The organism is Streptosporangium saharense (genome assembly GCF_014203715.1).
In the GTDB taxonomy this organism is placed as follows: Bacteria; Actinomycetota; Actinomycetes; order Streptosporangiales; family Streptosporangiaceae; genus Streptosporangium; species Streptosporangium saharense.
The window spans coordinates 133,020-145,094 of record NZ_JACHJP010000001.1 but is presented as its reverse complement, the minus strand read 5'-3'; the positions used below and the strand labels follow the sequence as shown (position 1 = coordinate 145,094).

The window sequence follows — 12,075 nt, the reverse complement described above, 5'->3', positions numbered from 1 at the left end:
TCTTTGATGCATGTTCAAAGAACCACGCCTGAGGAGGCGCCGTGACCCCCCACGACACGAGCCCGTCCACCCCCGCACCAACAGCCGACGCCCATCCCCATCTGCATCGGGGCCTGAAGCTCCTGGGAACCCTGTTCATCACGTTGTCGGCGATCTCCCCCGCGTCCTCGGTGTTCATCATCGCCCCGGGCGTCATCTCCCAGGCGGGCTCGGGAGCCTTCACGGCCTTCCTGGTCGCGGGCATCGTGGGGATCTTCATGGCCTTCGTCTACGCGGAACTCGGCTCGGCCTACCCGCTCAGCGGCGGTGAGTACGCGATCGTGGCCCGCACCTTCGGGCGGCTGCCCGGGTTCGTCGTGCTCGGCCTGTTCATGGTCACCCAGTTGCTGATCATCGCGGTGATCGCGCTCGGCGTCGGCATCTATCTCGCGGTCATCTTCCCCGGCCTGCACGCCCCGACCGTCGCGGCCGTGACCACGGTCGTCGCCACCGTGCTGGCCGTGTTCGACATCAAGCTCAACGCCTGGGTCACCGGCGTCTTTCTGGCCATCGAGATGCTCGCCCTGGTCGTGGTGAGCGCGCTCGGCTTCCTCAACCCCCAGCGCTCCCTGGCCGACCTGGTGTTCCACCCGGTGGTCGCGGGCCAGGACGGCACGGTCGTGGCGGCCTCCGTCGGGGTGATCGGCGCCGCGACCGCCGTCGCCCTGTTCGCCTACAACGGCTACGGCGCCGCGGTCTATCTCGGCGAGGAGACCCAGGACGCCCACCGGGGCATCGCCAAGACCGTCCTGTGGGCCCTGGGCATCACCGTCGCCGCCGAACTGATCCCGGTGACCGCGGTCCTCATGGGCGCGCCCTCGCTCCCCGACCTGTTCGGGGCGGGCAACATGATGGAGTACTTCATCACCGCCCGCGCCGGGACGACGCTGAACAACATCCTCAGCCTCACCGTGGCCCTGGCCATCTTCAACGCGGTCCTGGCGATCATCCTCGTCACCGCCCGCATGATCTTCAGCACCGGCCGCGACACCACCTGGCCCTCCCCGGTCAGCAGGGCGCTGGCCTCGATCCACCCGCGCTTCGGCAGCCCGTGGATCGCCACCATCGGGGCCGGACTCGTCGGCGCCGGGTTCTGCTACGCCGACGAACGGTTCCTGCTGGTCGTGACCGCGACCACGATCATCGCGATCTACGCGGCGCTGTGCGTCGCGACCCTCACCGGGCGGCGCAACGGTTCCACGGCGCACGCCGCCTACCGCATGCCGTGGTTCCCGGTGGCGCCGGTGCTCGCCCTGCTGGCCATCGGGTACGTCGCCTACCGCAACCTCCTCGACCCCGAGGTCGGACGGCCCAGCCTCCTCATCACCCTCGGCATCGGGATCGTCTTCGCCGCCTACTACCTGCTCGTCCTGCGCAGGCGCGGCGCGTGGGAACTGCGCGGCGCCGCCGACGACTGACGGTCACCTCACACCCGCGCTCCGGCCCGCCCGGAGCGCGGGCACAGGCGTAAGAGGAGGGACCGGCGTCGGGTTCACCCGCCCATATGGGTAAATTTCCGGATGAGTGGTCTATCCGGCGAACACGGGGAAACCACTGTGAGCCGGGCCTCACCAGCGGAACCGCCGCCGTGAGTCCCGGCGGCCTTCTCGCCGGGCCCCTTGAGAACGACTCGGTGGGATAGGTCACAATAACTGCGTGAGCCGCGAACCAGGAGGCACTGTGAACACCGACGACGTGCTGGCAAAGGCGCCTCTGTTCTCGGCGCTCGACCGTGAGGGCGCCGCCGCGCTGCGCACGAGTGTCTCGGAGGTCGAGCTGTCCAAGGGACAGACCCTCTTCAGCGAGAACGAGACCGGGGACCGCCTCTACGTGGTCCTCGAAGGCAAGATCAAGCTGTCCAGGACCGCTCCAGACGGGCGGGAGAACCTGCTCAGCGTGCTGGGCCCCGGCGAGATGTTCGGCGAGCTCTCGCTGTTCGACCCCCGGCCCCGTACGGCTTCCGCCACCGCGCTGACCGACGTCCGCCTGGCCGGTCTCGGCCACGACGACCTGCGCCCGTGGCTGACCGGCCGTCCCGAGGTCGCCCTGCACCTGCTGCGTGCCCTGGCCCAGCGGCTGCGCCGTACCAACGACGTGCTGGCCGACCTGGTCTTCACCGACGTCCCGGGCCGGGTCGCCAAGGCCCTGCTCGACCTGGCCGAGCGCTTCGGTCAGCGGATCGACGACGGCGTCCGGGTCCACCACGACCTCACCCAGGAGGAGCTGGCCCAGCTCGTCGGCGCCTCGCGCGAGACCGTGAACAAGGCCCTGGCCGACTTCGCCCAGCGTGGCTGGCTGCGCATCGAGGCCAAGGCCGTGGTGATCATGGACCTGGAGCGCCTGCACAACCGCTCGCGCTGACCCCGTTCACTCCCCGAGATCGTCCAGGTAGGAGAGCTGGGCGCGGACCGACATCTCCGCGGCCGGCCACAGCGACCTGTCCACCTCCGCGTAGACGACCTCGACGATCTCCCTCGCCGTCGTCGCCCCCTGCCTCCTGGCCCGCCTGATCTGGTCGAGCCGCTGTCTGCGGTGCGCGACGTAGCCGTCGAGCGCGCCGACCGGGTCGGGCAGCACGGGGCCGTGTCCCGGCAGCAGCGCCCGCGCCCCGACCTCCTCGACCGTCGCCCGCAGACGGTCGAGGGAGCGCAGATAGTCCGCGAGGTCCCCGTCGGGGGCGATCACGGTCGTCCCCCTGCCGAGCACGGTGTCCCCGGTGAGCACGGCCCCGTCCTCGGGCAGCCAGAAGCACAGCGAGTCGAACGAGTGGCCGGGAGTGCCCACGACGTGCAGTTCGAGGCCGTCAACGGTGATCACGTCCCCGTCGCCGAGCCCCTCTTCGCCGAGGCGGTGCCGGGGGTCGAGGGCCCTGACCGGTGCCCCGACCAGCTCCGCGAAGCGCCTGGCGCCGCCGCTGTGGTCGTCGTGGCCGTGGCTGAGCAGGACCGCCCGGACCCTGCGCTCCCCCAGGTGGGCGACGAGGCGCCGCAGATGGGCCTCGTCGTCGGGACCGGGATCGACGACGAGCGTCTCCTCACCGGTGCCGATCACCCAGGTGTTGGTGCCGTCCAGGGTCATCGGGGACGGGTTGGGGGCCAGGACGGCGAACGCGTTGGCGGTCCCCGACCCGTCGGGGCCGTCCAGCGGGATCCGCAGGCCGCTCATCCCACACCGGGTCCGTAGTCGTCGTCGAGCACGATCCGCATCTCCCCGTCGACCTCGGCGATGTCGGGCATGTAGCTCACGATCTCACGCTCGGTCGCCAGGACGTCGGCCACGGTCGGGTGCAGGGAGATCTCCCTGATCGTGCGGTATGTCGGGGGCATCAGCCTGATCAGCCCCCGCCCCGCCCGGTCGAGCGCGTCCGCCGGCCGCACCCAGATGACCTGGTCGGCCTCCCCGCCGACGTCGCGGGTGCGCTGGCCCCGCGGGAGCGCGGCGACGAAGAAGCGGGTGTCGAAGCGCCTCGGCTCGGCCTCCGGGGTGATCCAGTGCCCCCAGGGGCGCAGCAGGTCGGCGCGGAGCACCAGGGAGCGCCTGGCCAGGAAGTCCGCGAACGACAGGCTCCTGTCGATCAGGGCGAGCCGGTCGACCTCCCAGTCGTCTCCGGTGGTGTCGGCCACGACCTCCCGCTCGGAGAGCCCGGCCAGCAGCACGCCCGACTCCTCGAACGTCTCCCTGACCGCGGCGCACACCAGGCCACGCGCGGTGCCCTCGGCCGTACGGAAGACGCGTGCCCACTCGGCGGGCGGCGGACCGGCCCAGGCGAGCGCGTGGTCGGCGTCGCGCGGATCGACGGAACCACCGGGGAAGACGCAGGCGCCCGCGGCGAAGGCCATGCTCGCCGTACGCCTCAGGAGATAGACCTCGACCCCCCGGGGCGGGGTCTCGCGCAGGAGGACCACCGTCGCGGCGTCCCGGGCCGGGACGGGCTCGGCCCGCCCGGCCAGGATGTCACGCGCGCGCTCGCCCAGCTCACCGCGGAGCGGAATCCCACCCATCAGACCCCTCAACCAGAACAATCATCCGGTACGGCTCCCGCCCCTGGCGGCCGGTCAGGCGACCTCGACGACCAGTTCGACCTCGACCGGGGCGTCCAGCGGCAGGACGGCGACGCCGACCGCGCTGCGGGCGTGCTTGCCCGCGTCCCCGAAGACCTCGGCGAGCAGCTCACTGGCGCCGTTGACGACCTTCGGCTGGCCGGAGAAGGCCGGGTCGCTGGCCACGAAGCCGACGACCTTGACGACCCTGACGACGTTCGACAGGTCGCCGACCACCGAGGCGACCGCGGCCAGGGCGTTGAGCGCGCAGGTCCTGGCAAGCTGGTAGGCGTCCTCGGGGCTCACCTCGGCGCCGACCTTGCCGGTCGCCAGGAGCTTGCCGTCGGCGACCGGGAGCTGGCCCGAGGTGTAGACGTGGTTTCCCGTGCGGACCGCGGGGACGTAGGCCGCCAGCGGCGCGACCACCTCGGGAAGAGTCAGGCCGAGCTCGCCCAGCTTCTCCTCCGGCGTCACTGCTTCGGCCGCTTCAGGTAGGCGACGAGCTGCTCGGGGTTGGGCCCCGGCACGACCTGGACGAGCTCCCAGCCGTCCTGGCCCCAGTTGTCGAGGATCTGCTTGGTCGCGTGCACCAGCAGCGGCACCGTCGAGTACTCCCATTGCGTCATGGGGGACACACTAGCGACAGCCACCCCCGGGGACCGCGTCCACAGGCCCCCACCACCTCCGTGTCCCATTTCGGATGGATCGCCAGTGAGAATTGGCATATCCATGGGTGGACGGTCCGGGCGAATCGGCGAGGGACCGTTGGGTAGCCTTCGAAGCGTGAGAGCTCGTGACACCGACTGGGACGGCGTACGTCTCCATGTCGTCACCGGTAAGGGCGGAACCGGCAAAACCACCGTGGCCGCCGCCCTCGCCCTCGCGCTCGCCTCGGGCGGGCGCAGGGTCCTGCTGGTCGAGGTCGAGGGCCGACAGGGAATCGCACAGGTCTTCGACCTGCCGCCGCTGCCGTACGAGGAGCGGAAGATCGCCGTCGCCCCGGGCGGCGGGGACGTGCACGCGCTGGCCATCGACCCCGAAGAGGCCATGCTCGACTACCTTGAGATGTTCTACGGCATGCGCAGGGCGGGCAAAGCTCTCACCAAGATGGGCGTCGTCGACTTCGCGACCACCATCGCGCCGGGCTTCCGCGACGTCCTGGTCACCGGCAAGACCACCGAGGCGGTGCGCCGCAAGGGCAAGGACGGCAGGCGGGTCTACGACGCCGTCGTGCTCGACGCCCCGCCGACGGGACGGGTCGCCCGCTTCCTCAACGTCACCAACGAGGTCGCCGGGCTCGCCAGGGTCGGGCCGATCAAGAACCACGCCGACCTGGTCAACGGCGTCGTCGCCTCCCCGGAGACCGCGGTGCACTTCGTCACGCTCCTTGAGGAGATGCCGGTCCAGGAGACCCTGGACGGGCTCGGCGAGCTGCGGGAGACGGGGCTGCCGCCCGGGGGCATCTTCACGAACATGGTCAGGAAGTCGCTGCTGCCCGCCTCGGTCCTCGACGCCGCCGCCAAGGGCCGCTTCGACCCGGGTGAGCTGGCGCTCGGCCTGAAGGCCGCAGGGCTCGCCGAAGGCGGCGCGAACGCGGCAGCCGTGGCCGAGGCCCTGGCCGAGGAGATCGCCGAGCACGCCCACCGCACCAAGCTCGAACGCCGTGAGCGGCGCTCGCTGGACACCTCGGGCAGGCCCCGCTACGAGCTGCCGCTGCTGGCCGACGGGGTCGATCTCGCGGGACTCTACGAACTGGCCGAGTCGATCCACGCGCAGGGAGCGGCATGAACGAGCGGTCCGGCAGGCTCAGGGCGGTCCCGGTCCTCGACCTCGACGCGATCATCGACGACCCGGACACCAGGATCGTGGTCTGCTGCGGTTCCGGTGGCGTCGGCAAGACCACGACGGCCGCGGCGCTCGGGCTGCGTGCCGCCGAGCGTGGCCGTTCGGCCGTCGTGCTCACCGTCGATCCCGCCAGGCGGCTCGCCCAGTCCATGGGCCTCACCGAGCTGGACAACACCCCGAGGCCCGTCGCCGGGGTGAAGGGCGAGGGCAAGCTGCACGCCATGATGCTCGACATGAAGCGCACCTTCGACGAGATCATCGAGGCGCACGCCGACCCGGAACGAGCCCGGCAGATCCTGACGAACCCCTTCTACCAGTCTCTCTCGTCGAGTTTCTCCGGCACCCAGGAGTACATGGCGATGGAGAAGCTCGGTCAGCTCCGCCGCTCTGGCGACTGGGACCTGATCATCGTCGACACCCCGCCGTCGCGCTCCGCGCTCGACTTCCTCGACGCGCCGGAACGGCTCGGCCGCTTCCTGGACGGCAGGCTCATCAGGCTGCTCATGGCCCCCGCGAAGGCGGGTGGGCGCAGCGCGTTCAAGCTGCTCAACGCGGGGTTCGGCATCGTGGCGGGCGCCCTGACCAAGCTGCTGGGCGCGCAGGTGCTCAAGGACCTGCAGATGTTCGTCTCCGCGCTCGACGCCGTCTTCGGTGGCTTCAGGGCCAGGGCCGAGCAGACCTACAAGCTCCTGCAGGCTCCGGGGACGGCCTTCGTCGTGGTGGCCGCGCCGGAGCGCGACGCCATGCGGGAGGCCTCCTACTTCGTGGAACGGCTGGCCGAGGAGCGGATGCCGCTGGCCGGGCTGGTGGTGAACCGGGTGCACCGGGCGCCCGCCGCCGTACTGTCGGCCGCGCGGAGCACCGCCGCCGCCGAGGATCTTGAGACGCGGGGCGAGCACGATCTCACCGCCGCCGTCCTGCGCCTGCACGCGGGCCGGATGCAACTGGCCGCGCGTGAAGACCGTGAACAGGAGCACTTCCTGTCGGCGCATCCCACGGTCCCCGTCGCCAGGGTTCCCGCGATGTCGCAGGACGTGCACGATCTCGCGGGCCTGCGCAAGGTTGGTGAACTGCTGGCGGCCCAGTCGTAGTGATTCTCCCGGAGGTCTCGGAAAGACCCCCCGAAGGCTTCTCTCAGGCCTCCGGGAGCCTCACATCCCGCGGACGCGCGGGTACGGCCGGCGCGGGACGCCAGCCGTACGGAATCTGCGTGAACTCAGCCGGCGATCAGCTCGTTCGTCCGCTCGTACTCCTCCTTGGCCAACTCCAGCAGGTCTCGCCAGGAGTCGACGTCCGGTCGCCGGCGTAGCAACGCCCGGCGTTCGCGCTCGGTCATCCCGCCCCACACCCCGAACTCGATGCGGTTGTCCAGCGCATCGGCGAGGCACTCGGTCCGGACCGGGCATCCCCGGCAGATCAGCTTCGCCCGGTTCTGGGCAGCGCCCTGAACGAAAAGCGCGTCAGGATCCGCACCCTTACAGGCCGCACGGGAGGTCCAATCCGTGATCCACATTCGACCCCACTCCCCTTAGGTGGTCAGTCGTGACTTGGGGCCGACGGGCGCGGGCGTCGAGCCTCCGTATTCAGTTGCCGCAGAAGGAGAACGTACGCAATCAGACGATCGGGCCGACAGACCCCGGCGGGACCAATTTCCCGCATGGTCATCGGCGGCCATCTGGCCGGGAATGACTAGTCACCTGCGTCCGATACGGGAGCGAGTCACAGTGAAGTGGTGTTCCGTTACCGTTTGGGCTATCCGTCCGACGTACTCTTGGTGTCGTGCAAGCTCAAGGCAAAGCTCACAGGTCTGTGCTCGGTGGCATCGGGAGCGTGGTGCGGTTGCTCGCCGCGGCCACCATCACGGGTGTGTTGGCCGCCGCCGTGGCGTTTCCGGCTGTCGGTGGGGCGGGACTGACCGTCAAGTCCGCCACCGAGGAACTGCACCTGCTCCCCGAGGAGCTGAAGGAGCCTCCGCTCGCGGAGAAGACCACCCTGCTCGACATGAACGGCAAGCAGTTCGCGCAGTTCTACTACGAGAACCGCGAGTCGGTGAAGCTCGACAAGGTCTCCGACATCATGAAGACCGCGATCGTCGCGATCGAGGACTTCCGGTTCTACGAGCACGGCGCGATCGATCCGGAGGGCACGCTCCGCGCCGCCGTGAAGAACTTCGCCGGGGGCAGCATCCAGGGTGGCTCCTCGATCACCCAGCAGTACGTCAAGCTCGTGCTGGTCAACGCCGCCGAGACTCCCGAGGAGCAGAGCGCCGCGATCGAGCAGACCCTCGAACGCAAGCTGAACGAGCTTCGCTACGCGCTGGCCATCGAGGAGAAGTACACCAAGTCGGAGATCCTTGAGCGCTACCTCAACATCGCCTACTTCGGCGCCGGAGCCCACGGCATCCAGGCCGCCGCCAAGCGCTTCTTCGGCAAGCCCGCCTCCAAGCTGAACCTGGTCGAGGCGGCCACGCTGGCCGGGGCCGTACAGAACCCCAACAGGACCGACCCGAACGTGGGCAAGGCGAGCCGTGAGCGGCTGCTCGAACGGCGCAACATCGTCCTGAGCCGGATGGCCGAGCTTGGCAAGATCACGCAGCAGGAGGCCACGGAGGCCAAGGCCAAGAAGCTGGGCTACAAGGACGTCCAGGTCCCCGGTGGCTGCGACGAGAGCCCCTACCCCTACTTCTGCCTCTACGCCCAGAACGAGCTCCTCAACGACGAGTCCTTCGGCAAGACCCCCGAGGACCGCAGGAAGCTGCTCCAGCGGGGCGGTCTGACGATCAAGACGACGCTCGACCCGAAGATGCAGTCCGCCTCGGAGAAGGCCATCAAGAAGTTCGTCAAGGCCAGCGACAAGCCGGTGGCCGCGCAGGCGATGGTCGTGCCCGGCACCGGCGCCATCAGGGCGATGGCCGCCAGCCGCGACTTCGGGCGCAACAAGAAGAAGAACCAGATGAGCTACAACCTGGCGGGCGACGTCCAGCACGGCGGCGGCACCGGCTTCCAGGCGGGCTCGACGTTCAAGGTCTTCACCCTGCTCACCGCGCTGAGCAAGGGCTTCAAGCTCAACGACGGCTTCAGCACCGGCTCCGGCTACAGCGCCTCGGCCTACAGCACCTTCCGCGACTGCAAGGGCAACCCGGTCGGCATCCCCGACCACACCGTGCAGAACTCCAGCGAGGGCGAGGGCGGCTTCAACACGCTGACCACCGGCACGCAGCACTCGGTCAACACCTTCTTCATGCGCCTTGAGCAGGAGGTCGGCCTCTGCGACGTGGTCAAGACCGCCAAGAGCCTCGGCATCAAGCGGGCCGACGGCAACAAGCTCAACGAGGTCGAGACCTTCACCCTCGGCGTCAACGAGATGGACCCGGTGACGGTCGCCGCGGCCTACGCGGGCATCGCGGCTCGCGGCGCCTACTGCAAGCCGATGGCCATCACCGAGATCCGCGACCGCGTCAACAAGGCCACGCAGTACAAGCCGAAGTGCCAGCAGGTCCTGGACGAGGAGGTCGCCGACGCGGCCGCGCACATCATGTCCGGGGTGTTCACCAAGGGCACGATGAGCCAGTACGGCGGCATCGGCCGTCCGGCGGCCGGCAAGACGGGCACCACCGACGGCTACACCGCCGCCTGGTTCGCCGGGTTCACCCCCGACATGGCCTCCGCGGTCAGCCTCGGCGACCCGCGTGGCGCCTTCCGGCACGACCTGACCGGCGTGACCATCGGCGGTACCTACTATCCCTACGTGTACGGTGCCACGATCTCCGGACGGATCTGGAAATATTCCATGATCGACGCCTTGAAGGGGATTGATCCGACACCCTTCACCGCCGTGGACAAGGACCGCTTCGGCGGGTGCACCAGGTGTGCCCCCAAGCCGCCCCCGAAGCCCGACAAGCCCGGCGACGGCCCCGGCCAGGGCGACGACAACGGCAACCCCAGGGACAACGGCACCATCGACGACGGCAACAACGACGGCAACGGCGGCTGGTTCGGCGGCCGGGGCATCAAGAAGCGCCCCAACGCCCGCGGCGGCCGCTGACCTCTCGTACGACCCGCGTGGCTTCTCGCGCGGGCCGTACGGCTTTCGCGGGGTCCTCGTAGCCATTCGCGCAGGTCGTGTAACCCTCGGGCCCTTCTGCGCGGCCTCCTTCGCACGGCCCTCGTACGGCCGGAGCCCCTCCCCGTTTGTCTTTCAAGGGGAGGGGCTCCGGCCGGTTCGCGTTCTCAGCCCGCCAGACGGCTCCGTACGGCCTGCGCGACCCTGCCGCCCTCGGCGCGGCCCGCGACCTTGGGGTTCACGATCTTCATGACCTGACCCATGGCCTGCGGCCCCGAGGCGCCGCTCTCCGCGACGGCCTCGTCGACCAGCTTCGCGAGCTCCTCATCGGACAACTGGGCGGGGAGGTACTCCTCAAGCACGGCCTGCTCGTCCACCTCGGCCTGCGCCTGCTCGGTACGGCCGGCGCCGCTGAACGCCTCCGCCGCCTCACGGCGCTTCTTGGCCTCCTTGGTCAGCACCTTGACGATCTCGTCGTCGGAGAGCTCGCGGGCCGCCTTGCCCGAGACCTCCTCGACGTTCACGGCCGCCAGGGCCATGCGGATCGTACGGGTGCGAACCTCGTCCCTGTTCTTCATGGAGGCCGTGAGGTCGGCCTTCAGCTTGTCCTTCAATGCGCTCATGCGGTCCATCTTGCCGTCTTAACCGCCTCGTTGTATCGCAGGTTTCCTGTGGGGGGTCGTTCGTCGGGCATGATGAGAAGGTGAGGAAAGCAGCCGCGGTGCCCCTGTCCCTGATCGGTCTCGGCCTGACCGGCCTCGCCTACGCCTCGGTCGTCGAGCGCAACACCTTCCGTCTGCGGCGTTTCGACGTGCCCGTCCTCGAACCCGGTCAGCGGCCCGTGCGCATCCTGCACCTGTCCGACCTGCACCTCACCCCCGGCAGGCGGATGCTCATCAACTGGGTCCGCTCGCTGGGCGCGCTCAAGCCCGACCTGGTGGTCAACACCGGCGACTCCATCGCGCACCCCGACGCCGTCGCCCCCCTCATGCGCGCCCTCGAACCGCTGCTGTCACGCCCCGGCCTGTTCGTCTACGGCTCGAACGACATGTACGAGCCGGTCTTCAAGAACCCCGCGCGTTACCTGTGGCGCACCTCGAAGGGGGACCACGGCAGGAAGATCCCCTCCCTGCCCTGGGAGGAACTGGGCACCGCCATGTCCGACGAGGGCTGGCTGAACATGAACAACGCCACCGCCCGCCTCAAGGTCGGCGACATCGACGTGGCCGTCGGCGGCATCAACGACTCCCACATCAACCTCGACCGCTACGACGAGATCGCCGGTCCCGCCCCGGCCGAGGCCGATCTCCGGCTGGGCGTGATGCACTCCCCCGAGCCCCGCAACATGACCCGCTTCGCCGACGACGGCTACCAACTGCTGCTGGCGGGCCACACCCACGGCGGCCAGGTCTGCATCCCGTTCTACGGCGCCCTGGTCACCAACTGCGGCATCGACAGGGCGCGGGTCAAGGGCCTGAGCCGACACGAGTCCGCCTTCCTCCACGTCTCGGCGGGCCTGGGCACCAGCCCCTTCTCCCCGGTGCGCTTCTCCTGCTTCCCCGAGGCCAGCCTGCTGACCCTGCGCCCCCGCCCCAGAGGTGACGCAAGCACGCGCGAAGTCCGCTAGACTTTCCGAAGCACGAGCAAAACGGCGTGCTCCGGGGTGTAGCGCAGCTTGGCAGCGCGCTTCGTTCGGGACGAAGAGGTCGTGGGTTCAAATCCCGCCACCCCGACAGAATTGCCAGCTGAAAGGCCACTTCCGATCTGCGGAGGTGGCCTTCTTGCTTTTCCGCGTGTCCAATCGCCAGGCCCCCGCCGGTCTCGCCCTGGCCTGTCTTCCACGCGGATCGAGGTGGCCTCGGCGAGCGTGACCCTGGCGACAAGATCAAAACATTCGGGCGCGTATTCCCACGTGCGGCCATACGCGCATGAAGCACACCGCCCGACGCTTCCCCGGTCCTGAGCGCGTACGGCCCTGGCCGACGCCCGACCCGGCCCCCCGCGGTGACCCGGCACGCCTGGCCACGCCGGAACACGACGACTCCACATCAGCGCGTAGTCGACAGTGGCCGATCGGTTACATACAGTG

At 69.5% G+C, this 12,075-nt stretch carries 12 protein-coding genes and 1 tRNA gene; 7 read left to right on the top strand and 6 right to left on the bottom strand.

Going from position 1 to position 12,075, the window contains the following annotated elements; genetic code table 11:
* Positions 1 to 41: 41 nt before the first annotated feature.
* Positions 42 to 1,457: an APC family permease gene (locus FHS44_RS00705; protein ID WP_184711897.1), complete on the top strand. Its 1,416-nt coding sequence runs from the start codon at positions 42 to 44 to the stop codon at positions 1,455 to 1,457.
* A 262-nt stretch (positions 1,458 to 1,719) separates the two neighbouring features.
* Positions 1,720 to 2,400, top strand: coding sequence for a Crp/Fnr family transcriptional regulator (locus FHS44_RS00700; RefSeq protein ID WP_086567499.1), 681 nt, complete (start codon positions 1,720 to 1,722; stop codon positions 2,398 to 2,400).
* A 6-nt stretch (positions 2,401 to 2,406) separates the two neighbouring features.
* Here the strand turns inward: FHS44_RS00700 and FHS44_RS00695 are convergent, their stop codons facing one another.
* Genes FHS44_RS00695 through sp36 form a run of 4 tightly spaced genes read right to left on the bottom strand, consistent with a single transcriptional unit; the run spans position 2,407 to position 4,705 of the window.
* The gene (locus FHS44_RS00695; protein WP_184711896.1) at positions 2,407 to 3,204 is read right to left on the bottom strand and encodes an MBL fold metallo-hydrolase; all 798 of its coding nucleotides are present in this window, start codon (positions 3,202 to 3,204) and stop codon (positions 2,407 to 2,409) included.
* On the bottom strand, positions 3,201 to 4,040 hold the full coding sequence (locus FHS44_RS00690) for an NUDIX hydrolase (protein WP_184711895.1): 840 nt from the start codon (positions 4,038 to 4,040) through the stop codon (positions 3,201 to 3,203). Before FHS44_RS00690 ends, FHS44_RS00695 begins: the two co-directional genes overlap by 4 nt.
* 54 nt (positions 4,041 to 4,094) lie before the next feature.
* The gene (locus tag FHS44_RS00685; RefSeq protein WP_312863486.1) at positions 4,095 to 4,553 is read right to left on the bottom strand and encodes a RidA family protein; all 459 of its coding nucleotides are present in this window, start codon (positions 4,551 to 4,553) and stop codon (positions 4,095 to 4,097) included.
* Entirely contained in the window at positions 4,550 to 4,705 is a 156-nt protein-coding gene (sp36, locus tag FHS44_RS40050; RefSeq protein WP_221460272.1) for a Sp36 family protein, read from the bottom strand. The genes FHS44_RS00685 and sp36 overlap by 4 nt, the downstream gene beginning before the upstream one ends.
* Positions 4,706 to 4,862: 157 nt before the next feature.
* Here sp36 and bagA point away from each other — a divergent pair, with 157 nt between their 5' ends.
* Together bagA and bagB are read left to right on the top strand one after the other, a co-directional pair.
* The gene (gene bagA / locus FHS44_RS00680) at positions 4,863 to 5,867 is read left to right on the top strand and encodes an ATPase BagA (RefSeq protein ID WP_184711893.1); all 1,005 of its coding nucleotides are present in this window, start codon (positions 4,863 to 4,865) and stop codon (positions 5,865 to 5,867) included.
* Positions 5,864 to 7,015, top strand: coding sequence for an ATPase BagB (gene bagB, locus FHS44_RS00675; RefSeq protein WP_184711892.1), 1,152 nt, complete (start codon positions 5,864 to 5,866; stop codon positions 7,013 to 7,015). The genes bagA and bagB overlap by 4 nt, the downstream gene beginning before the upstream one ends.
* Positions 7,016 to 7,140: 125 nt before the next feature.
* Here bagB and FHS44_RS00670 read toward each other — a convergent pair whose 3' ends face one another.
* A complete protein-coding gene (locus FHS44_RS00670) occupies positions 7,141 to 7,437 on the bottom strand; it encodes a WhiB family transcriptional regulator (RefSeq protein ID WP_012887233.1) in 297 nt (98 codons plus the stop codon).
* Positions 7,438 to 7,754: 317 nt separating this feature from the next.
* Between FHS44_RS00670 and FHS44_RS00665 the strand changes: the two genes are divergently transcribed.
* Positions 7,755 to 9,968, top strand: coding sequence for a transglycosylase domain-containing protein (locus FHS44_RS00665; protein WP_312863485.1), 2,214 nt, complete (start codon positions 7,755 to 7,757; stop codon positions 9,966 to 9,968).
* Positions 9,969 to 10,153: 185 nt separating this feature from the next.
* On the opposite strand, the gene FHS44_RS00660 is transcribed toward FHS44_RS00665, so the two are convergent.
* Entirely contained in the window at positions 10,154 to 10,609 is a 456-nt protein-coding gene (locus FHS44_RS00660; RefSeq protein WP_184711890.1) for a GatB/YqeY domain-containing protein, read from the bottom strand.
* An 80-nt stretch (positions 10,610 to 10,689) separates the two neighbouring features.
* Here FHS44_RS00660 and FHS44_RS00655 point away from each other — a divergent pair, with 80 nt between their 5' ends.
* Together FHS44_RS00655 and FHS44_RS00650 are read left to right on the top strand one after the other, a co-directional pair.
* Positions 10,690 to 11,613: a metallophosphoesterase gene (locus FHS44_RS00655; RefSeq protein ID WP_312863484.1), complete on the top strand. Its 924-nt coding sequence runs from the start codon at positions 10,690 to 10,692 to the stop codon at positions 11,611 to 11,613.
* A 32-nt stretch (positions 11,614 to 11,645) separates the two neighbouring features.
* Positions 11,646 to 11,719, top strand: a tRNA-Pro gene (locus FHS44_RS00650).
* Positions 11,720 to 12,075 lie beyond the last annotated feature (356 nt).